Below are 21,780 nucleotides of genomic sequence, written 5' to 3' on the forward strand. Positions count from 1 at the left end.
TCGTGACCATCGTCCGGCTTCCGCTCTTCCCGTTGAACTCGGTGCTGTTCCCGGGGCTCGTGCTTCCGCTGAACGTCTTCGAGGAGCGTTATCGCGCCATGATGCGCGAGCTGCTGAAGACCCCCGAGGAGGAACCGCGCCGCTTCGCCGTCGTCGCCATCCGCGACGGCCACGAGGTGGCGCCCAGCGAGCCCGGCATGCCCGATCCGACGGCCGTGCCCGAGCGGGGGCCCGCGGCGGGCTTCGGGGCCGATCCGGCCAAGGCACTGCACGCGGTGGGCTGCGTCGCGGACGCGGCGACCATCCGGGAGCGGCCCGACGGCACGTTCGAGGTGCTGGCCACCGGCACCACCCGGGTCCGGCTGCTCTCGGTGGACGCCTCCGGCGCCTTCCTGACGGCCGAACTGGAGGAGCTGGAGGAGGAGCCGGGCGACGGTGCCGCGACGCTGGCCGAGGGCGTGCTGCGGGCGTTCCGCAAGTACCAGAAGCGGCTGGCCGGGGCGCGGGAGCGGTCGCTGTCGACCAGCGGGGAGCTCCCCGACGAGCCGTCCGTGGTGTCGTACCTGGTCGCCGCGGCGGCGATGCTGGACACCCCGGCGAAGCAGCGGCTGCTCCAGGCGCCGGACACCGCCTCGCGGCTGCGGGACGAGCTGAAGCTGCTGCGCGCGGAGACCGCGATCATCCGCAATCTGCCGTCGCTGCCGGCGGCGGAACTGACGCGGGGCCCGCAGAGCCTCAACTGACCCGGCGCGGGACGGGGTGCGCAGCACGGTACGAAGACGAACGCGAACACGTACGAGGGCCGGGATGGCGAAGAAGACGAAGAAACAGCAGCAGCCGGGCGGGGGCGGGACCCCGGCCACGGTGGCGCTGACGGCGGCGGGGGTGGCGTACACGGTCCACTCCTACGACCACGACCCCTCCCACCCCTCGTACGGCGAGGAGGCGGCCGAGGCGATGGGTGTCTCCCCGGACCGGGTCTTCAAGACGCTGGTGGCCGACGTGGACGGCGCGCTGGTGGTCGGCGTGGTCCCGGTGGCGGGCTCGCTCGACCTGAAGGCGCTCGCGACGGCGGTGGGCGGCAAGCGCGCGGCGATGGCCGACCCGACGCTGGCCGAGCGGACGACGGGGTACGTACGCGGCGGCATCTCCCCCCTGGGCCAGCGCAAACGCCTGCGAACGGTCCTGGACGCGTCCGCCTCCGCGCACGCCACGGTGTGCGTGTCGGCGGGCCGACGGGGCCTGGAGGTGGAGCTCGCCCCGGGTGACCTGGCGACGCTGACGGGGGCGGTCGTCGCGCCGATCGCGCGGGGCTAGCAGGGGCGCGGCTCCCCACTGCGGGCAGTCGTGCCGCTGGGGCGGCACGGGTGGGCGCAGCGGCACCCGGCGAGCGCCGGGTCGCGAAGCCGCCGTGACAGCACCCCCGGCCGACCGTGCCCCTAGGCCGCCGGAGGCAACGGCGCCGGCACGGGTTCCGGGTCCCTCGGGCCGAACAACGCCGTGAGGCCCAGGTGAACGACCAGCGCCGCCAGGGACCACGCCAGCAACGCCCCCTTCGCGCCCAGCTTCAACGGCGCGGAGAACGTCACCCCCTTGCCCACACTCTTCGCGTGCGCGACCACATCCTGCGCGGGCCCCAGCCAGACCCCCACCCGCCACGCGAGCAACGATCCCAGCACGCCGCCCACCGCGAGCGCCACCACCAACGGCACCCCGCCCCGCCGCCGGGCCAGGAACACCACCACCGCGCTCACCGCCCCGAACGCCAGCGCGAGCAGCGTGAACGTCCCGTCGACCCCGATCGCCTGCTCCCCCTCGCTGTCCTTGAGGTAGACGACCCAGTTCTTGCCGACCACGTCCCCGACCAGCGGCACATGCGGCGCCAGCCACCACCACAGCACCCCGAGCAGCACCCCCGTCACCGCCACGCCCAGCGCGACGACGACGCCCTCCCGCACTTCGGTCTTCATACCGGGTCCGTCCTGTGCGTACGACACGCCCGGCCCCTGGCCGAAGGGCCCGGGCACGGCCGCACCGTCGGGCCCCTGCCACCGCTCGTACGCGGGCCCCGGCGCCGCCGGGGCGGACGGGGCGGGGGCCTGCTGTCCGGCCTGGTCGTGGCGGGACGGTTCCTGCGGGGGCGGAGGAGTCAACGGAACGGTCACCCTGTCATCGTCGGTCGAGTCGGTCGGTCGCGTCACCGGACGGCCGCGCGCCGGTACGCCCAGGTCGCCACGGCCAGCGAGGCGAGCCCGACGCCGGCGCACACGGCGAGGTCGCCGAGGACGTACATCCAGTCCGGGTGTTCCCCGAACGTCCGCGCGAACGCCTCCACACCGTACGTGGACGGCAGCAGATCGCGCGCGAGGCGGACCACCTCCGGCAGCCGGCCGGGCGGGAGCACCCCGAGCAGGAGTGCCGCCGACATGCCGAGCTGGCCGAGCAGGGTGGCGAGTTCGGGGCGCGGGGCGAGCAGCCCCAGGGCGGCGCCGAGCCCGGCGAGCGCGGCCCCGGCCAGCGGAATCACCGCGGCCAGGATCCACAGATGGCCGAGCGGCAGTCCGAACAGCAGACAGCCGAAGACGGCGGTGACCACCGTGCCCGGCACGGTGAAGGAGGCGTACGCGCCCGCCGCGCCGAGCACCACGGCGGCCGGCGGCACCGGGAGCGTGGCGTAGTGGTCGAGGCCGCCGTCGGCGCGGAGCTGCCCGAAGTACTGCGCCAGCAGGTTGAGCGCCACGAAGGCCACGACGAGGACGGAGGAGCCGGCGACCACCGCGCGCGCCCCGGCGGCGTCGTCCACGACCCCGCGCATGAGGATCATGATGCCGATCGACTGGAACGTCGCCACGAACAGCAGCGGGATGCGGGCGACCCGGGCGCGGGAGAGCTGCGCCTTGTACACGGCGGCGAGCGCGGGCCACAGCCGGGCCCGCGGTCCGAGGACGGCCGCCTCCGGGGCGGCGTCCGGCACCGCCCCGGGGGCGGCGGGCAGGATCCCGGCGGGTACGACACTCACGACGCGCTGCTCCTTCTCGCTCGGGGTCTTCTCCCTCGGGGTCTTCTCCCTCGGGGTCTTCTCCCTCGGGGCGGTCGTTCCGTTCCCCACGGACCGTACGGACGCGGCGCCCGGCGTGCTCACCGCCGCACCGGCCCGCCTCACGCCTTCACCAGTCCCCGGACGTCCCCGCCGAGCGCGAGGTAGACGTCCTCCAGGCTGGGCGTGGCGAGGGTGAAGTCGTCCAGGGCGGCGAAGGCGGCGCCGCCGGTGACCGTGGCGACGACGGCCCTGGCCTCCTCGGGAGCGAGCCGCAGCGTCCAGCGGCGTCCGGACTCGGCGGCGCGGTCGTGCAGGGCGGCGACCTCGGGCACGTCCAGTGGCGGGCGGTCGCGCCAGACGAGTTCCACGCGGACCTCGCCCGCGACCTCCGCCTTGAGACCCGCGGGCGTGTCGCAGGCGACGACGCGGCCGTGGTGCAGGACGGCGACCCGGTCGAGGACGGTCTCCGCCTCGATGACGTTGTGCGTGACCAGCAGCACGGTGGTGCCGTGTTCCGCGCGGCGGCGGTCGACGGCGGCCCACACCGCGCGGCGGGCGACCGGGTCCATGCCGGTGGTGGGCTCGTCCAGCACCAGCAGGGGGCGCTCGCCGACGAGGGCGGCGGCGAAGCAGGCGAGTCTGCGCTGGCCGCCGGAGAGCTTTTTCAAGGGGCGGGCGGCCAGCGGGGTGAGGCCGAGCTCCTCCAGGACGGCGTCCCGCTCCACGCGGGCCCGGCGCAGGTCGAGGCCGCGCAGTCGACCGGTCGTCTCGGCGGCCAGCGAGACGGTCAGCTCGTCGAGGGCGGTGGACTCCTGGCCGAGGTAGGCGAGGATGCGGGAGGCGCGCTCGGGGTGGCGGACGATGTCGTGGCCGAGGATCTCGACGCTGCCGCGGTCGGGGCGCATCAGGCCGGTGAGCTGGCGGACGAGGGTGGACTTGCCGGCGCCATTGGGGCCGAGCAGGCCGAAGATCTCGCCGCGGCGGACGTCCAGGCGGATGTCGTCGGTGGCGGTGATCTCGGGGATGGCGGGGGTGCCGCGGCGGGCGCGGGCGGCGGGGTAGGTCTTGGTCAGTCCGCGTACGGCGCACACGACGTCGCCCTGTTGTCGGGTCGGTGCGGTGCGCGTACTCACAAAGGACGAGACTACGGGGTATCGCCGACAAACCCTCGCCGGGGTGGCGCCCGGAGGGCTTTTCTCGCCCCCGCCGCCCTTACCCTTCCCATCCCTTCAAGGGGCTCCGCCCCTTGGACCCCGGGGTACGTTGTCGGCTGACCGCCGGTGGGGGCTTGTCGCGCACCCCGCGGCGGAGCCGCGCAGACAACACAGCCCCGCGCCCCGACGGCGCGCCCCCTACTCCCCCGCCGGCACCCGTTCCGTAGCCGTTCGGCCGTCGATTTCGCGCCAGAAGCCCGCGCGGATCGCGTAGCGGTCCTGTTCGTCGATCTGGTCGTCCTTGTGGGCGAGCAGGCCGAAGCGCGCCGCGTACCGCAGCAGCTCGCCGTCGATGCGGTGGGGCACCCGGGGATACATGCCGGAAAGTTTCTGCAGATGGATCTGGTCGGTCAGCCGCTCCGCCCAACGGCGGGCGAACACCTGTCCGACCTCAAGCGGGTCGCCGCCGACCGCCGTGATGTCCTCCTCGCGGTCGGCCCACCGCTGCTCCGCACTGGTGAGCTGCGCGAGCGTCGGCAGCGAGGCGGCCTCGGAGGACTCGCCCCCGGGCCGGTCGACCCAGCCCTTGTCGGAGGACCACCGCAGCGTCGCCGAGGGCGGCGGGGACGCCGGCTGCGGGCCGGGGGCGCGCAGCCCCGCGAGGTCCTTCGGCGTGGGCACACCCTTCGCGGCGGGCAGCCCGCGCTCCCCCGAGCCGTTGCGCGGCTCGGCCGCCGCCGGGTGCCGGGGCTGCTCGGCGGGGCGTTCGGGCGCGGCGGAGAGCGAGGACTCCGGCAGCGGGGCGGAGAGGATCGCGGCGATCTCGGGCCGGGGCACGTGCGGGGGCGCGCAGATACCGCCGTACTCCTTGGCGCGTACCGCCCGGGTGATCCAGGCGCGGTCCAGGACCCGGCGTTCGTCGGCCTCGGCGACCAGGTCCTCGGACTGGTTGTAGTCGCCGTCGGCGGCCTGCACCGCCCAGAGGTGGACGGCGACGCCGTGTTCCTTGGCGGCCATCATGCCCGGCAGCAGATCGCCGTCCCCGGTGACCAGGACCACGTCGGAGCAGGCCCGGTTGCGGGCGAGTTCGGTGAGTTCCGCGTGCATGGCGGCGTCGACGCCCTTCTGCGCCCACCGTCCGTCGCTGCGGGTCAGGGCGCCGAGGCGGACGGTGACCCGGGGCATCACGCGCAGCCTGCGGTGCTCGGGCTGCGGGACGCGGTCGGGGGCGCCGTCGAACCAGTAGATGCGCAGCAGGGGCTGCCGGGTGTCGGACTCGGCGCGGTCGCGCAGGCCCTGGATGAGGGCGGCGTGGTCGACGGTGATGCGGGAGCGGGAGGGTTCACCCGCGAGAAGGCTGGCGGCGGCCCCGAGCAGGTATCCGGCGTCCACCAGGACGATGCAGCGGTCCACGCGGTCCACCCTCTTTCCGGGAGGTTTGCTTCGGGCTTCCTTCGAGTCTGCCCGACGGCACGGGGGTTAACGGTCCGAACTGGATCTTCGGCGTGGCGCACGGGCGCGTATGCCGCCAGCCACCTTGTCACACACGGTAATTGCCCGGAATGCGTTCTTTGTACGGCTGTGTGAGTCTGATCCCGTCCGACCCCCGGACCCCCTTAACAGGAGGCGAATCAGCATGGCCAAGAACAAGAACCAGAACCGCAAGCAGCAGAAGAACAACGGCCCGCAGAACCGCTCCGCCCAGGCGGAACACGCGGCGGAGCAGGCGCACCGGCCCGAGCGGGAGGCGCAGGCCGCCTCCATAGCCCCGGCGGATGCGGGCCCGGCCCAGCCCGGCCGCAAGCAGCGGAAGAGCTTCGGCCACAACTGAGGCCGGGCGTACTACAAGGGGCGCATCCCGTGCGGGATGCGCCCCTTGCGTGCACCTGTGCGCGCCGACCTCGGCCGGAATCCCTGCCGGGATCTCCACCGGGCGTTCACGTCGGCCCCTCAACCCACCGGGCCGGACAGGCCCTCGGCCCGGCGGGCCGGGTGAGCCTGACGGGCCCGGCGGTCCGGGCGGGTCTCAACCCGCCAGGCAGGACGGGCCGAGCAGCACCTTGAGGTCGCCGAAGAGCGCCGGGTCCGGCTTCACCCGGTGCCGGTCGAGCCGGAGGACCGTGGTCTTGCGGGGGCCCTGGAGCTTGATCCGCACCTCGCTGTCGCCCTTGTGGTGACTGAGGATCTCGCCGAGCCGGCTGACCATGGGCGGAGTGACCCTGGTGGCCGGGATGGTGAGCACCACCGGCGCGTTGGTCCCCGCGTTGGACAGGTCGGGCACCTGGAGCTCCATCGCGACCAGCCGCGGCACGTCCTCCCGCTTGTCGAGCCGGCCCTTGACGAACACCACGGCGTCCTCGACCAGTTGCGTCGAGACCAGCTGGTACGTCGCCGGGAAGAACATGCACTCCAGGGAGCCGGCCAGGTCCTCGACGGTGGCGATCGCCCAGGCGTTGCCCTGCTTGGTCATCTTGCGCTGCAACCCGGAGATGATGCCGCCGATGGTGACGACCGCGCCGTCCCCGAAGTCGCCGCCGGTGAGCTGGGCGATGCCCGCGTCGGCCTTGTCGGACAGCACGTGCTCCAGGCCGAAGAGGGGGTGGTCGGAGACGTAGAGGCCGAGCATCTCCCGCTCCTGGGCGAGCAGATACGTCTTGTCCCACTCGTCGGGCGAGAACTCCACGTCGAGCCCGAAGCCCGGCTCGCTGGTGTCGGCGTCGCCCATGCCGCCGAAGAGGTCGAACTGGCCCTCGGCCTCCTTGCGCTTGACCGCGACCACGTTGTCGATCATCGGTTCGTACTGGGCGGTGAGCCCCTTGCGGGTGTGCCCCATGGAGTCGAAGGCGCCCGCCTTGATGAGGGATTCCGTGGTCCGCTTGTTGCAGACGACGGCCTCGACCTTGTCCAGGTAGTCCGGGAAGGAGGCGTACTTCCCCTTCGCCTTGCGGGACTTGATGATCGAGTCGACCACGTTGGTGCCGACGTTGCGCACCGCGGAGAGGCCGAAGAGGATCACGTCGTCGCCCTGGGCGGCGAAGTTGGACTCCGACTCGTTGACGTTGGGCGGGAGCACCTTGATGCCCATGCGCCGGCACTCGTTGAGGTAGACGGCCGACTTGTCCTTGTCGTCCTTGACCGAGGTGAGCAGTCCGGCCATGTACTCGGCCGGGTAGTTGGCCTTCAGGTAGGCCGTCCAGTACGAGACCAGGCCGTACGCGGCGGAGTGCGCCTTGTTGAAGGCGTAGCCGGCGAACGGGACCAGGACGTCCCACAGGGCCTGGATCGCCTCGTCGCTGTAGCCGTTCTTCTTGGCGCCGGCCTGGAAGATGGTGAAGTTCTTCGCCAGCTCGTCGGCCTTCTTCTTGCCCATCACGCGACGGAGGATGTCGGCCTCGCCGAGCGAGTACCCGGCGATGATCTGGGCGGCCTTCTGCACCTGCTCCTGGTAGACGATCAGGCCGTAGGTGACGTCCAGGACCTCCTTGAGCGGGGCCTCCAGCTCGGGGTGGATCGGGGTGATCTCCTGGGCGCCGTTCTTGCGCAGCGCGTAGTTGGTGTGCGAGTCCATGCCCATGGGGCCGGGCCGGTAGAGCGCCGAGACGGCGGAGATGTCCTCGAAGTTGTCGGGCTTCATCAGGCGCAGCAGGGAGCGCATGGGACCGCCGTCGAACTGGAAGACCCCGAGGGTGTCGCCGCGCTGGAGCAGTTCGAAGGTCTTGGGGTCGTCCAGCGGCAGCGACAGCAGGTCGATGTCGAGGCCCTTGTTGGCCTTCACCATCTTGACCGCGTCGTCCATGATCGTCAGGTTGCGCAGGCCGAGGAAGTCCATCTTCAGCAGGCCGAGCGACTCGCAGCTCGGGTAGTCCCACTGCGTGATGGTCACGTTGTCGGTGTGCCGGACCCAGACGGGCACGTGCTCGGTGATGGTCTCGCTGGACATGATCACGCCGGCGGCGTGCACGCCCATCTGCCGGACCAGGCCCTCGACGCCCTTGGCGGTGTCGATGACCTTCTTGACGTCCGGTTCGTTCTCGTACATCCCGCGGACCTCGCCGGCCTCGCTGTAGCGGGGGTGCGAGGGATCGGTGATGCCGTTGAGGTCGATGCCCTTGCCGAGGACGTCGGCGGGCATCGCCTTGGTGATGCGGTCGCCCATCGCGTACGGGTAGCCCAGGACGCGCGCGGAGTCCTTGATGGCGTTCTTGGCCTTGATCTTGCCGTAGGTGCCGATCATGGCGACCTTGTCGGCGCCGTACTTCTCGGTGACGTACCGGATGACCTCGACGCGCCTGCGCTCGTCGAAGTCGATGTCGACGTCGGGCATGGAGACGCGCTCGGGGTTGAGGAACCGCTCGAAGATCAGGCCGTGCGGAATGGGGTCGAGGTCGGTGATGCCCATGGCGTAGGCGACGATCGAGCCGGCCGCGGAGCCCCGCCCGGGGCCGACGGCGATGCCGTTGTTCTTGGCCCACATGATGAAGTCGGCGACGACGAGGAAGTAGCCCGGGAACCCCATCTGGATGATGACGTCCATCTCGTACTCGACCTGCTTCTGGCGGTCCTCGGGGATGCCGCCGGGGAAGCGGCGCTCCATGCCGCGGCGGACCTCCTCCTTGAACCAGGTGACCTCGGTGTAGCCCTCGGGGATGTCGAACTTGGGCATCAGGTCGCGCTTCTCGAACATGCCCGTGGTGTCGACCTGTTCGGCGACCAGGAGGGTGTTGCGGCAGCCCTCCTGCCAGGCGTCCGAGGAGTCGATGGCGTACATCTCGTCCGTGGACTTCAGGTAGTAGCCGGTGCCGTCGAACTTGAAGCGGTCGGGGTCGGAGAGGTTCTTGCCGGTCTGGATGCACAGCAGGGCGTCGTGGGCGCTCGCCTCGTGCGCGTAGGTGTAGTGCGAGTCGTTGGTGACCAGCGGGGGGATGCCGAGCTTCCTGCCGATCTCCAGGAGGCCGTCGCGGACCCGGTGCTCGATGTCGATGCCGTGGTCCATCAGCTCCAGGAAGTAGCGGTCCTTGCCGAAGATGTCCTGGTACTCGGCGGCCGACTTCAGGGCCTCGTCGTACTGGCCGAGGCGCAGCCGGGTCTGCAGTTCGCCCGAGGGGCAGCCGGTGGAGGCGATGAGCCCCTCGGACCACTGGGAGATGGTCTCCTTGTCCATACGGGGCCACTTCTGCAGCCAGCCCTCGGCGTAGGCGTCGGAGGAGAGCCGGAAGAGGTTGTGCAGTCCGGTGGCGTTGGCCGCCCAGATCGTCTTGTGGGTGTAACCACCCGAACCGGACACGTCGTCCCGCTTCTGGTGCGGCTGGCCCCAGCGGATCTTGCGCTTGTTGCGCCGGGACTCGGGGGCGACGTACGCCTCGATGCCGATGATCGGCGTCACGCCCGCCTTCTTCGCGGAGTGGAAGAAGTCGTACGCCCCGTGCAGGTTGCCGTGGTCGGACATGGCGATGTGCGTCATCCCCATCTCGTCGCAGGCCTTGAACATGTCGTTCAGCCGCGCGGCGCCGTCCAGCATCGAGTACTGGGTGTGGACGTGCAGGTGCGTGAACGGCGGCTTCGACACGGTTTCGGCCTCCAACGGAAACGAGGGGCGACGGGCTGGCGGACAGTCCGGGGGTCAGCTCGGAAGTCTATGCCCCGGCACTGACACCGGCGGGCCCCCTCCGCGTACCTTCGTGCGGGGGCCGCGCGTGTCGTCCGGGCGCGCGCGGCGCGGGCACTTCCGGTGGCCGTCGCGCGTTGGAAGGACCGGCGGGGCGACCGCCCGTCGTCCGGCCCGGCGGACGTCGCCCCCGTCACATCTGTCACGCACCACCTGCACCTGGAGGCACCCAGCGATGTCGGTCCCGCAGCTCACCGCCGAGCACCGCGGCGAGGAGATCCTCGCCGTCTTCGACACCGCCTTCGGCCGGCTCCTGGCCGCCGACCCGGCCGCGTTCCGCGTGAAGTTCCGCAAGATGGCGGCCTCCGCGTTCGCCTTCTACCGGGGCACGGCGTGCCTCTTCTACCACGACCTGGACGCGGCGGGCGACGGCGACTTCACGGGCTCCTACCTGGACGAGCGCACCTCCCGGGTGTGGATCCACGGCGACCTGCACGCGGAGAACTTCGGCACGTACATGGACGCCAACGGCCGGCTGATCTTCAACGTGAACGACTTCGACGAGGCGTACGTCGGCCCCTTCACCTGGGACCTGAAGCGGCTGGCCGCCTCGGTCGCCCTGATCGGGTACGCCAAGGCGCTCAGCGACGAGCAGATCTCCGAGCTGGTCGGCGTCTACGCGGGCGCCTACCGGGAGCGCGTCCACGCCCTGGCCACCGGTGCCAAGGACGACGAGGTGCCGCCGTTCACCCTGGACACCGCCCAGGGCCCGCTGCTCGACGCGCTGCGCGACGCCCGCTCGCTGACCCGCTTCGGCCTGCTGGACTCGATGACGGAGATCCGCGACTTCGAGCGCCGCTTCGCGCCCGGCGGCGGCTCCATCGAGCTGGACGCCGCCACCCGCTACAAGGTGCTCGCCGCCTTCGACGGCTATCTGGAGACGCTGCCGGAGTCCTCCCTGACCCGCCCCGACTCCTACCGTGTGAAGGACGTCGTGGGCCGCCGGGGCATCGGCATCGGCTCGGCCGGGCTGCCCTCGTACAACATCCTCCTGGAGGGCAACAGCGACGCCCTGGAGAACGACGTCGTCATCTACATCAAGCAGGCCCAGACCCCGGCCGTCTCCCGGCACATCACGGACCGGGCGATCAGCGACTACTTCCAGCACGAGGGCCACCGCACGGTGATCTCCCAGCGCGCCCTCCAGGCGCACGCCGACCCCTGGCTGGGCTGGACGGAGCTGGACGGCGCCGGGCAACTGGTCGCCGAGGTGTCGCCGTACGCCGTGGACCTGGACTGGGGCGACATCGACGACCCGGAGGAGATCGCCGCCGTCGTCGCCGACCTGGGCCGGGCCACCGCCACGATGCACGCGGCGGCGGACGACCAGTCCGGCGAGTCCCTGGTGCCGTTCTCCACCGAGCGGGCCATTGACGCCGCGATCGCCGCCGACGAGGACGGCTTCGCGGCCCTCCTGGTCGACTTCGCGCACAGCTACGGCGCACGCGCGCGTGCCGATCACCAGATCTTCGTCGACCTGTTCCGCAACGGCCGGATCCCCGGCCTCTGACCCGGCCCGTGACCGCCCGGCCGGGCCCCCTCCCGGCCTCCGCCACCACAACGCTCCGGTAACGCACAGCTCCCCTTTAGGGGGCGCTTACCGGAGCGCATGGGACACTCTCCAGCGCGATGGACATATCAGCGAACCACCTCAGAGCCGTACGCGCGGCGCTGTTCACGGCGATCGTCGTGACACTCGGCACCGCGTCGCACGTGCTGCTGTCCGGGGTCCCGCTGCCGACCGGCACGGTGGCCGCGACCGCTGCCGCCGTGTTCGCCGTCGCCTACGCCCTGGCCGGCCGCGAGCGCGGCTTCGGGCGGATCGCGGCGCTCCTCGTCCCGCTGGAACTGGGCGCCGACACGGTCTTCACCACCGGCCAGCACGCCTGCTACGGCGCCGCGGGCGGCCCCGTCACCGGGCCGCTGCGCTCGGTCGGCTGGGACGTGCTGTGCCGCGGCGGCGGGGTCGGCACCCCGCTCACCCACATGACCGGCTCCGGCACCGCACGGGTCTCCACGCTGCTCGCCGACCCGGCCACCGCCTGGCTGCTGCTGGCCGCCCATGTGACCGTGGGGCTGCTCGCGGCCGCCTGGCTGCGCCGCGGCGAGCGGGCCCTGGCCCAGCTGCTGCGCGCGGCCGCCGCGGTCACCTTCCGGCCGCTGCTGCTCGCGGTCGCCGCGGTCACGGTACGGCGCCGCACGGCGGGCCGCACGGCGCTTCCCGCGCACCCGGCGGCTCCCGCACCGCGCGCCCGGCTGTTCGCGCACTCCCTGGGCCTGCGGGGCCCGCCGTGCCCGGCCCTGCCCGTCCCCTCGCTCGGCTGAGGCGCACGCGCCCCCGGACGGAGCGGGACGGCACCCGAGCACGCCCCCACCCCGACAGGCATTCCGCGTACCCGACCGGTACGCGCGTTCCCACGGAGATCACCCACATGAGCAAGCGAAACAGCGCGGCGGCGAAGACGGCGGCCCGGGAGCGGCTGCGCCAGGAGCGCGAGCGCCAGGCCAAGCGCGACAAGGTCAAGCGGCAGGTCATCGTGGCCGGCTCCATAGTCGCCGTGCTGGCGATAGCCGGCGGCATCAGCTACGCGGTCGTGCAGGGCAACAAGCCCGGCTACTGGGAGGCCGCGAAGGACGACAAGCTCGTCAAGCCGGCCCACACCAGCGGCAAGGACGGCCTGACCGTCGTCATCGGCAAGGACAGCGCCAAGAAGACCCTCGAGATGTACGAGGACCCGCGCTGCCCGATCTGCGCGAGCTTCGAGCAGACCGTCGGCCCGACCGTCCACAAGGGCGTCGAGGACGGCAAGTACAAGATCCAGTACATCGGTGCCACGTTCATCGACACCAACAGCCAGGGCGAGGGCTCCAAGAACGCGCTGAGCGCGATGGGTGCCGCCCTCAACGTCAGCACCGACGCGTTCGCCGACTACAAGACGGCCCTCTACTCCAAGAAGTGGCACCCCGAGGAGACCGAGGACAAGTTCAAGGACGACGCCTACCTGATCAAGGTCGCCAACACCGTGCCCGCGCTGAAGGACAACGCGGCGTTCCAGAAGGCGGTCAAGAACGGCACCTACGACAAGTGGGCGCTGGACATGTCGGCGAAGTTCGACAAGAGCGGCGTGAACGGCACCCCGACGCTCAAGATGGACGGCAAGACGCTGACCGGCTCCGACGGGCAGAACGCACCCATGACGGTGGACGACTTCAACACCGCCATCGACAAGGCGCTGGCGTCCTGACGCCGGACACCCTGAGGCCCTGACGTCGCCGGCCGAACAGCGGGCGGACTTTGACGAGTTCGCCCGCTGGCGGCCGGTTCCGGACACTAGCCTGATCGTCCGTGACCCCCAGCCGACACGGATCGTCCGACAGCACCCCCGCCGCCGCGCCCCTTTCCGCACCGCCTCCGCCGGTGCCCTCCACGCGCGTCCCCTCCATCCCCGCGCCCTCGGCCTCGCCCGAGGAGACCTCCCGGCTCGCGGAGGCGCTCGCGCCGCTGCGCCGGACCGTCGGCAGGGCGGCCGCCGCCACCGCGGGACTCGTCGGCCCGCTCGCCGCCGCGCTGCCCGCCCGGGCCGCGCCCGGCACCACCGCCTTCCTGCACGGCGTGGCCTCCGGCGACCCGCTGCCCGACGGCATCCTGCTGTGGACCCGGGTGACGCCCACCCCCGAGGCGGTGCCCGGCTCCGGACTCGGTCCTGACGTCCGGGTCGGCTGGGTCGTCGCCACCGACCGGGCGTTCACCGAGATCGTCGCCAAGGGGTCCCTCACCGCGACCGCCGCCCGCGACCACACCGTCAAGGCCGACGTCCGCGGGCTGCGGCCGGCCACCGACTACTGGTTCCGCTTCACCGCCGGCCCCGCCGAGTCCCCCGTCGCCCGCACCCGCACCGCCCCGGCCGCCGACGCCCGCCTCACCCACCTGCGCCTCGGCGTCGTCGCCTGCGCCAACTGGGAGGCCGGCCACTTCTCCTCCTACCGTCATCTGGCCGCCCGCGGCGACCTGGACGCCTGGCTGCATCTCGGCGACTACATCTACGAGTTCCCCACCGGCACGTACGCCCACCGGGGCACCGTCGTCCGCCCGCACTCCCCGGCGCACGAGATCGTCACACTCGCCGACTACCGGGTGCGGCACGGCACGTACAAGACCGACCCCGATCTGCAGGCGCTGCACCACACCGCGCCGGTCGTCGCGATCTGGGACGACCACGAGTTCGCCGACAACGCGTGGTCCGGCGGCGCGGGCAACCACACCGAGGGCGAAGAGGGCGCCTGGACGGACCGCCAGGCGGCCGCGAAGCAGGCCTACTTCGAGTGGATGCCGGTCCGGCCCGCGACCGAGGGCACCACCTACCGCCGGCTGCGCTTCGGCACGCTCGCCGATCTGTCCCTGCTCGACCTGCGCACCTTCCGCTCCGAACAGGCGGCCACGGGCAGCGGTTCGGTCGACGACCCGGAGCGCACCCTCACCGGACGGGGCCAGCTCGACTGGCTCAAGGCGGGGCTGAAGGCGTCCGACACCACCTGGCGGCTGGTCGGGAACTCGGTCATGATCGCGCCGTTCGCGGTGGGCTCCCTCTCCGCCGCCCTGCTGCGGCCGCTGGCCCAGTTGCTCGGCAAGCCCAAAGAGGGGCTCGCCCTCAACACCGACCAGTGGGACGGCTACACCCGCGACCGGCGCGAACTCCTCGGCCATCTGCGGGAGCACGGCATCGGCAACACCGTCTTCCTCACCGGCGACATCCACATGGCCTGGGCCAACGACGTGCCGTTCGACGCGGCCACCTATCCGAAGTCCGGTTCCGCGGGCGTCGAGTTCGTGGTCACCTCGATCACGTCCGACAACCTCGACGACTTCGTCAAAGCACCCGAGGGCACCGTCTCGGCGATGGCGGCCCCGCTGATCCGCACCGCCAACCGGCACGTCCAGTGGGTCGACACCGACCGGCACGGCTACGGCGTGCTCGACCTCACCCCCGAGCGGGCGCAGATGGACTACTACGTCGTCTCCGACCGCCGGGACCCGGCCGCGACCTCCTCCTGGGCCCGGTCGTACCGCACCCGGAGCGGCACGCAGCGGGTCGAGCGGGCGCAGGATCCCGTCTGAGGGCTCGTCGGCTCATGAGGACTCAGTCTTCTCCGGCCTCCAGGGTCTCCAGGAAACCGAGCGCCACCCGCCAGGTGGCCTCGGCGGCCTCCTCGTCGTAGTCGGGGAGCCCGCGGTCGGTGTAGAGGTGGCCGGCGCCCGCGTACCTGTAGACCTCCACGTCGGCCCCCGCCCGGCCCATCTGCAGGTACCAGGCGCTCAGCCAGTCGTCCGGCTCGAACGGGTCCGGCTCCGCCACGTGCAGCTGGACCGGCAGGTCGTCCACCGAGGCGTTCGGCGCGAGGTCCGACGTGCCGTGCAGGAGCAGCAGTCCCCGGGCCTTCGCGTCGCCGAGCGCCAGGGTCTGGGCGGTCGCGGCGCCCAGCGAGAAGCCGGCGTACACCAGGCCGCGCTCGGAGTACGGAGCGGCGGCCAGTACCGCCCGCTTGAGCAGCTCCTCCTTGCCGAGCTCGTCCTTGTGGGCCGTGCCCTCCTCGACCGTGTCGAACGTACGGCCGTCGAAGAGGTCCGGGGTCCACACCTCGTGCCCGGCGGCACGCAGCCGGTCGGCGGCCTCGCGGACGGCGGGCCGCAGTCCGTACGTCGAGTGGAAGAGCATGATGTTCATGGACCCCATGGTGCCAGCCGCAGAGGGTGCGTGAGGTCGCTCACGCGGGCGCCCGGGGCTACCCGCGATCGCCGGGACGACACATGTTCATGACCGGCCGTGCCGGTTACGTTCGGAGGCATGGAGAACGTACTCCGCCCCCTGATCGTCGTCGGCGGTTCCGTCCTGCTCACCCTGTTCCTCGGCTGGGCCTCGGACCGTCTGCTGCGCCAAGCGGACCAGCGGCACCACGAGACCCCCCTGTGGGGTCTGCTGCGCCGCGGCCGCATCCCCTACCAGCTCGTGCTGTGCGCGGCCCTGCTGAGAGGCTCCTACGACGAGGCGAAGCTGCTCGACGACCACCACGTCGGCATCGGGCGCGCCCTGACCCTGGTGCTGATCGGCTCCGCCGCCTGGCTGGTGATCCGGATCGCGGCGGCGGTCGTCGAGACGTCGTACAGCCGCTATGCCCGCGCCCACCGCGACGCGGCACGGGTGCGCCGGGTGCGGACCCAGGTGTCGCTGATCATGCGGGTCGTCTCGGCGGTCGTCGGGGTGGTCGCGGTCGCCGCGATGCTGCTGACGTTCCCCGCGATGCGGGCGGCCGGCGCCTCCATCCTGGCCTCGGCGGGCATCGTCGGGATCGTCGCCGGTGTCGCCGCGCAGTCGACGCTGAGCAATCTGTTCGCCGGGCTGCAGATCGCCTTCGGCGACATGGTGCGGATCGGCGACACCGTGGTGGTGGACGGCGAGTGGGGCACCGTCGACGAGATCACGCTGACGTTCCTGACGGTGCGGACCTGGGACGAACGCCGGATCACCATGCCGGTGTCGTACTTCACCTCCAAGCCGTTCGAGAACTGGTCGCGCGGCGGCGCGCAGATGACCGGCACGGTCTACTTCCACGTCGACCACAGCGCGCCCGTGGAGACGATGCGCGAGCGGCTGCGGGACATCCTGCGCCAGTGCCCGGCGTGGGACGGGCGCGCCTACAGCCTCGTCGTCACCGACACCACGCCCAACACCATGGAGGTGCGGGCACTGGTGACGGCGAAGGACGCGGACGACATCTGGACGGTGCGGGTCGCGGTCCGCGAGGAGATGATCCGCTGGCTGAGCGAGCACCATCCGTACGCGCTGCCGCGGGTCAACACGGCGGAGGCGGTACGGCCGCCGCACCATCTCGACGGCCGTTTCGCCGTCCCGGGCGCCCGGCCCGCGCCGCCGGACGAGTCCGGGCCCGGGCGGTCCGACGGGACGCGGTCCCGGCAGTCGGAGGGCGCGAGCTGGGTCACGGCCAACCGGCCGCCCGGCAAGGGCTGAGCCCGGCGCGGGGCCGGGCCCTTCGCAGGGCGCGGGGCCGGGCCCTTCGCAGGGCCCGGGCCGGCGACACCGCGGCTCCCCGCAGGGCACCGCCCCGGCGGTCGTCACCGCAGACTGCGCACGTCCAGGTGGCGCAGGACGCGGTCGACGACCTCCGGGTCCGCGCCCGGCTCGCTGCGGGCGGCCAGGATCTCGTGCCGGGCGGCGCTCAGCATCTCGCCCTGGATGCGCCGGATCCGCTTCAGCCGCCGCGCCCGCTTCTCGTGCGCCTCCCGGCGCTCGTCCTCCGCCATGTCGGGGCTGATCCGCACCCCGATGTCGAAGGCCCGGCGCAGCATCTGCTCGGACAGTTCCTCGGTCAGGTCCTCGTGCTGCTCGATCTCCGCGAGCCGCTTCTTGGCCGCCCGGGCCGCGCGGGTGGCGAGCTCCTTCTCGAACTCCTTCTCCCGCTCGGTGTCGGCCTGCACCCCCAGCCGGCGCACCAGCCAGGGCAGCGTCAGGCCCTGGAGGACGAGCGTGGCCATGATGACCGCGAAGGCGATGAAGACGATCTCGCCCCGGTCCGGGAAGGGCGAACCGTCGTCCATCTCCAGCGGGATGGCGAGCGCCAGCGCGACCGAGGCCACTCCGCGCATCCCGGACCACCACATCACGATGGTCTCCCGCCAGCTGGTCGGGATGTCCTCGTCCTGGTCGCGCCGGCTGTGCAGCCGCTGGGTCAGCCAGGTGGCGGGCAGCAGCCACAGCAGGCGGACGAGGATCACGACGCCGACGACCGCCCCGGCCCAGCCGAGCATCTCGCCCCAGCGGCCCTCGGCGGTCGAGAGCGCGTGGTGCAGCTCCAGTCCGATCAGGCCGAACGCCACCCCGGTGACCAGGGTGTCGACGACCTCCCAGAAGGTGTGCCCGGCGAGCCGGGTCAGCACGTCGTCCGGGTCGGTGGCGTACTCCGCGAGGAACAGCGCGGTGGTGAGCACCGCCAGCACGCCGGAGCCGTGCAGTTCGTCGGCCATGACGTACGACGCGAAGGGCACCAGCAGGGTGAGCCCGATCTGCAGGGTCGGGTCGCCGAGGACGTCCATCAGCTTGTTGGACAGCCAGCCGAGCACCGTGCCGACGACGACGGCGACGACCGCGGAGAGCAGCAGTTCGAGCAGGGCCGCGGGCAGCGAGAACGAGCCGCTGACGGCGGCGGCGATGGCCACGTGGTAGAGCGTGATCGCGGTGACGTCGTTGAACAGGCCCTCGCCCTCCAGGATGGAGACGAGCCGGCGCGGCAGCCCGAGCTGCCCGGCGACGGCGGTCGCGGCCACCGGGTCGGGCGGCGCGACCAGCGCGCCGAGCGCGACGGCGGCAGCGATCGGCAGCCCCGGGACGACGGCGCCCGCGACCGCCGCGACCGCGATCATGGTGACGAACACCAGGGCCACGGCCAGCAGGAAGATGGGCCGTTTGTTGGCCGTGAACTGCCGCCAGGAGGTGCGCCGCACCGCCGCGTACAGCAGCGGCGGCAGCAGGGCCGGCAGGATCAGACCGGGCGGGATGTCGACGTTGGGGACGAAGTCCGGCAGCGCCAGCACGATGCCGAGCAGCGTCATGAGCACCGGCGAGGGCAGTCCGAGCCGGTCCCCCACCGGAACGCTCACCACGGCCCCGAGGAGCAGCACGAACAGCAGGGCCAGCTGGTCCACGGTCAGCGCTCCCGGGGTCAGGGACGATCAGGACGATCAAGAAGGGCCGGAGATCCAGCCTGCCACGCCACCCCCGGGGGCCGCACCGGCAGACTCCGTCGGCCGGCCCCGCCGCGCCGCCGCCCCGTCCGTCTCAGACGGGGCGCCGCATCGCCCGGTGGGGTATCCCGGCGTCCGGGAACTCCGGTCCGTACGCCTCGTACCCCAGCCGCCGGTAAAAACCCAGCGCGTGCGTCTGCGCGTGCAGATCGACGGCGGTCAGGCCGCGCTCCCGGGCCGCCTCCTCTATCGCGCGCACCAGGGCCGCGCCGACGCCGAGGCCGCGCGCCTCCTTGGTGACCGCGAGCCGGCCGAGGGAGCCCACCGACGGTTCGCCGCCGTTCTTCGCCGCGGCCGCCTCGCCGGACAGCAGCCGGCCGGTGCCGAGCGGCATGCCGTCCGCCCGCCGCACCGCCAGTACGTGCACCGCGCCGGCGTCGTGGACGTCGTACTCGATGTCCTGCGGGACGCCCTGCTCGACGACGAAGACCTCCTTGCGGACCGCGAAGCAGGCCTCGCGGTCGGCGGGGCCTTCGGCGACGCGCACCTCGTACGGCTGCCCGTCACCGGTCGTCGTGCTCATGCGTAGGTCTCCTCACGCACCTGGTCCAGGGCCTGCTGCAGGTCCTCGGGGTAGTCGCTGGCGAACTCGACCCACTCGCCGTCGCCGGGGTGCTCGAAGCCGAGGCGGACCGCGTGCAGCCACTGCCGGGTCAGCCGCAGCCGCTTGGCGAGGGTCGGATCGGCGCCGTAGGTGAGGTCGCCGACGCAGGGGTGGCGGTGGGCGGCCATGTGGACGCGGATCTGGTGGGTGCGGCCGGTCTCCAGCTTCACGTCGAGCAGGGAGGCGGCGCGGAACGCCTCGATCAGGTCGTAGTGCGTGACGGAGGGCTTGCCCTCCGCGGTGACCGCCCATTTGTAGTCGTGGTGCGGGTGGCGGCCGATGGGGGCGTCGATGGTGCCGCTGGTCGGGTCGGGGTGGCCCTGGACGAGGGTGTGGTAGCGCTTGTCGACCGTGCGCTCCTTGAACTGGCGCTTGAGCGAGGTGTACGCCCGCTCGGACTTGGCCACCACCATCAGGCCCGAGGTGCCGACGTCCAGACGGTGCACGATGCCCTGGCGTTCGGCGGCGCCGGAGGTGGAGATGCGGTACCCGGCGGCGGCCAGGCCGCCGATCACGGTCGTCCCCGTCCAGCCGGGGCTCGGGTGCGCGGCGACGCCGACCGGCTTGACGATGACGACCACGTCCTCGTCGTCGTGCACGATCTCCATGCCCTCGACCGGCTCGGCGACGATCTGCACCGGCGCGGGCGCCTGCGGCATCTCGACCTCGAGCCAGGCGCCGCCGTGGACCCGCTCCGACTTGCCGACCGCCGAGCCGTCGACGTGCACCTTGCCCGCCGAGGCCAGCTCGGCCGCCTTCGTACGGGAGAAGCCGAACATGCGGGAGATGGCGGCGTCTACGCGCTCGCCCTCCAGGCCGTCGGGCACGGGCAGGGTGCGGATCTCGGGAAGCGTGCTCACCCGTCGAGTATGCCGGACGGGCCGGAACCCCCCGCACGAGCCTGTGGAAAACTCCGGCGGCCGGCCGGCCTCAGTCCTTGTGGACGCTGCCGTCCGGGTCCAGGCCGCGGAAGGAGAGCAGCACGATCAGGATGCCGCCGCACACGATCGCCGAGTCCGCCAGGTTGAAGACGGCGAAGTGCTTGGGCGAGATGAAGTCGACGACCGCGCCCTTGAAGACGCCGGGGGCGCGGAAGACGCGGTCGGTGAGGTTGCCGAGCGCGCCGCCGAGCAGCAGGCCGAGCGCGATCGCCCAGGGCAGACTGTAGAGCTTGCGGGCCAGGCGGGCGATCACCACGATCACGGCCGCCGCGATCACCGTGAAGATCACCGTGTACGCCTCGCCGAAGCTGAAGGCGGCGCCCGCGTTGCGGATCGCCTCCAGCTGGAGCCAGTCGCCGATGAGGCGCACGGGGGCGTGGTGCTCCAGCTTCGCCACCACGATGAGCTTGCTGACCAGGTCGAGGGCGTAGGCGAACGCGGCCACGGAGAACAGCACGGCGATCCGCCGCCGGCCGCGGGGACGGGCGGCGGGCCCGCCGGGCTCGCCGCTCTCCCCGGTCTCGCCGCTCTCCCCGGATTCGGCCTCCGCGCGCGCGGAGGCGTCGTCGGCGGCGGCCTGCTCACGGGCCTCCTCGGGCCCGCTCCCCGCCGCTTCCGGGATGTCCGGCGTACCGATGATGCGCTCCGCCTCTGCCACGTGAATCCCTCAACCTAGGTACCTGACTGAGGACGAGAGTACGACACGTCACCGTCACAGCAGGCGCTCAGGAGGGCTTCAGAAACGGCGTTCCTGCTTCTGCTTGCACTCCACGCACAGCGTGGCGCGCGGGAAGGCCTGCATGCGCGCCTTGCCGATGGGGTTGCCGCAGTTCTCGCAGAGGCCGTAGGTGCCCGTGTCGAGCCGGTCGAGGGCGCGCTCGGTCTGCTCCAGCATCTCGCGGGCGTTGGCGGCGAGGGCCAGTTCGTGCTCGCGCGTGATGTTCTTGGTGCCGGTGTCGGCCTGGTCGTCGCCGGCGCCGTCCCCGGAGTCGCGCATGAGGCCGGCGAGCGCCCGGCCGGAGGAGTCGAGCTCGGTGCGCAGCCGCATCAGCTCGGACTGCAGTTCGGCCCGGGCCTCGGCGACCTCGTCCGGGGTCCAGGGGTCCTCGCCGGGACGTACCGCGAGCTCACCGGGGTCCACCGCGGCGAGCCGGGCCTTGGGCACGGGGGTGGGGTCCTTCGCCGCCGTGGCCGTGGCCGGAGTCTTCTTAGCAACCACCGTGGGCTCCCGTCTGCTTCGCGGGGTGGTTCGTGCGCATCGTGCTGGGACGATAAATCGACTTGTGACCCTCGGCAACGGGGCATGCCGGGTATCGGTCCGCCCGGCGGGTGCCGGGCGGCGAGCATGCAAGCGTTGTGCCCAGCTCCCGGCCGGGTAATCCGCCCGGCGCCCCGTCCCGGAATCCGGACGCCGCCGCCGTGCCGTTCGGGTCACCCGCGCGGCCGGACCCGGCGGCCCGGGTCGTCCCGGAAACCGGTCGGCCGCTGTCGGCCCGGCGCCGTACACTGGGCGGAGCGAAAAAGCGTGGATGGGGACGAGTAGCGGCGTACGCAGCCCAGA

General features: G+C 72.3%; 19 protein-coding genes. 8 read left to right on the forward strand and 11 right to left on the reverse strand.

What is annotated here, in order from left to right; translation table 11 throughout:
- Positions 1-2 precede the first annotated feature (2 nt).
- Together OIE12_RS08415 and ybaK are read left to right on the forward strand one after the other, a co-directional pair.
- Positions 3-743: an LON peptidase substrate-binding domain-containing protein gene (locus OIE12_RS08415; RefSeq protein ID WP_329133332.1), complete on the forward strand. Its 741-nt coding sequence runs from the start codon at positions 3-5 to the stop codon at positions 741-743.
- Positions 744-807: 64 nt separating this feature from the next.
- Positions 808-1,317, forward strand: coding sequence for a Cys-tRNA(Pro) deacylase (ybaK, locus tag OIE12_RS08420; RefSeq protein WP_329133334.1), 510 nt, complete (start codon positions 808-810; stop codon positions 1,315-1,317).
- A gap of 122 nt (positions 1,318-1,439) precedes the next feature.
- On the opposite strand, the gene OIE12_RS08425 is transcribed toward ybaK, so the two are convergent.
- The 4 genes from OIE12_RS08425 to OIE12_RS08440 all read right to left on the reverse strand — a co-directional run bounded on the left by OIE12_RS08425 (position 1,440) and on the right by OIE12_RS08440 (position 5,607).
- Positions 1,440-2,165, reverse strand: a complete 726-nt coding sequence (locus tag OIE12_RS08425; protein WP_329133336.1) for an AAA family ATPase — start codon at positions 2,163-2,165, stop codon at positions 1,440-1,442.
- Between the two features lie 32 nt (positions 2,166-2,197).
- Complete coding sequence (locus OIE12_RS08430; RefSeq protein WP_329133338.1) at positions 2,198-3,019, reverse strand: ABC transporter permease; 822 nt, start codon at positions 3,017-3,019, stop codon at positions 2,198-2,200.
- Between the two features lie 140 nt (positions 3,020-3,159).
- Positions 3,160-4,131, reverse strand: a complete 972-nt coding sequence (locus tag OIE12_RS08435; RefSeq protein WP_329141782.1) for an ABC transporter ATP-binding protein — start codon at positions 4,129-4,131, stop codon at positions 3,160-3,162.
- 261 nt (positions 4,132-4,392) lie between these two features.
- On the reverse strand, positions 4,393-5,607 hold the full coding sequence (locus OIE12_RS08440) for an NYN domain-containing protein (RefSeq protein ID WP_329133340.1): 1,215 nt from the start codon (positions 5,605-5,607) through the stop codon (positions 4,393-4,395).
- Positions 5,608-5,830: 223 nt separating this feature from the next.
- Here OIE12_RS08440 and OIE12_RS08445 point away from each other — a divergent pair, with 223 nt between their 5' ends.
- Positions 5,831-6,025 carry a hypothetical protein gene (locus tag OIE12_RS08445; RefSeq protein WP_329133342.1) on the forward strand — a complete coding sequence of 65 codons (195 nt, stop codon included), beginning with the start codon at positions 5,831-5,833 and terminating at the stop codon, positions 6,023-6,025.
- 195 nt (positions 6,026-6,220) lie between these two features.
- Here OIE12_RS08445 and dnaE read toward each other — a convergent pair whose 3' ends face one another.
- Positions 6,221-9,760 (reverse strand): DNA polymerase III subunit alpha, encoded by a 3,540-nt coding sequence (dnaE, locus tag OIE12_RS08450; RefSeq protein WP_329133344.1) that lies wholly within the window; start codon positions 9,758-9,760, stop codon positions 6,221-6,223.
- Positions 9,761-10,034: 274 nt separating this feature from the next.
- On the opposite strand from dnaE, the gene OIE12_RS08455 reads away from it, so the two are divergent.
- From OIE12_RS08455 to OIE12_RS08470, 4 genes are all read left to right on the forward strand, one after another.
- Positions 10,035-11,369, forward strand: coding sequence for a DUF2252 domain-containing protein (locus OIE12_RS08455; RefSeq protein WP_329133346.1), 1,335 nt, complete (start codon positions 10,035-10,037; stop codon positions 11,367-11,369).
- A 119-nt stretch (positions 11,370-11,488) separates the two neighbouring features.
- The gene (locus tag OIE12_RS08460; RefSeq protein WP_329133347.1) at positions 11,489-12,184 is read left to right on the forward strand and encodes a hypothetical protein; all 696 of its coding nucleotides are present in this window, start codon (positions 11,489-11,491) and stop codon (positions 12,182-12,184) included.
- A 107-nt stretch (positions 12,185-12,291) separates the two neighbouring features.
- On the forward strand, positions 12,292-13,104 hold the full coding sequence (locus OIE12_RS08465; RefSeq protein WP_329133349.1) for a thioredoxin domain-containing protein: 813 nt from the start codon (positions 12,292-12,294) through the stop codon (positions 13,102-13,104).
- A 197-nt stretch (positions 13,105-13,301) separates the two neighbouring features.
- A complete protein-coding gene (locus OIE12_RS08470; RefSeq protein WP_329141784.1) occupies positions 13,302-14,975 on the forward strand; it encodes an alkaline phosphatase D family protein in 1,674 nt (557 codons plus the stop codon).
- A gap of 22 nt (positions 14,976-14,997) precedes the next feature.
- Here OIE12_RS08470 and OIE12_RS08475 read toward each other — a convergent pair whose 3' ends face one another.
- Entirely contained in the window at positions 14,998-15,582 is a 585-nt protein-coding gene (locus tag OIE12_RS08475) for a dienelactone hydrolase family protein (RefSeq protein ID WP_329133351.1), read from the reverse strand.
- A gap of 120 nt (positions 15,583-15,702) precedes the next feature.
- Here OIE12_RS08475 and OIE12_RS08480 point away from each other — a divergent pair, with 120 nt between their 5' ends.
- Positions 15,703-16,884, forward strand: coding sequence for a mechanosensitive ion channel family protein (locus OIE12_RS08480; RefSeq protein WP_329133353.1), 1,182 nt, complete (start codon positions 15,703-15,705; stop codon positions 16,882-16,884).
- A 104-nt stretch (positions 16,885-16,988) separates the two neighbouring features.
- Here OIE12_RS08480 and OIE12_RS08485 read toward each other — a convergent pair whose 3' ends face one another.
- From OIE12_RS08485 to OIE12_RS08505, 5 genes are all read right to left on the reverse strand, one after another.
- A complete protein-coding gene (locus tag OIE12_RS08485) occupies positions 16,989-18,575 on the reverse strand; it encodes a Na+/H+ antiporter (RefSeq protein ID WP_329133355.1) in 1,587 nt (528 codons plus the stop codon).
- A 133-nt stretch (positions 18,576-18,708) separates the two neighbouring features.
- Positions 18,709-19,197 (reverse strand): GNAT family N-acetyltransferase, encoded by a 489-nt coding sequence (locus OIE12_RS08490; protein WP_329133357.1) that lies wholly within the window; start codon positions 19,195-19,197, stop codon positions 18,709-18,711.
- Positions 19,194-20,138 (reverse strand): RluA family pseudouridine synthase, encoded by a 945-nt coding sequence (locus OIE12_RS08495; RefSeq protein WP_030380311.1) that lies wholly within the window; start codon positions 20,136-20,138, stop codon positions 19,194-19,196. Before OIE12_RS08495 ends, OIE12_RS08490 begins: the two co-directional genes overlap by 4 nt.
- Positions 20,139-20,208: 70 nt before the next feature.
- Positions 20,209-20,877 carry a signal peptidase II gene (gene lspA, locus OIE12_RS08500; protein WP_329133360.1) on the reverse strand — a complete coding sequence of 223 codons (669 nt, stop codon included), beginning with the start codon at positions 20,875-20,877 and terminating at the stop codon, positions 20,209-20,211.
- A 78-nt stretch (positions 20,878-20,955) separates the two neighbouring features.
- The gene (locus tag OIE12_RS08505; protein ID WP_443054028.1) at positions 20,956-21,774 is read right to left on the reverse strand and encodes a TraR/DksA family transcriptional regulator; all 819 of its coding nucleotides are present in this window, start codon (positions 21,772-21,774) and stop codon (positions 20,956-20,958) included.
- Between the last annotated feature and the right edge of the window lie 6 nt (positions 21,775-21,780).

Origin of the sequence: Streptomyces sp. NBC_00670 (genome assembly GCF_036226765.1) — a bacterium.
In the GTDB taxonomy this organism is placed as follows: domain Bacteria; phylum Actinomycetota; class Actinomycetes; order Streptomycetales; family Streptomycetaceae; genus Streptomyces.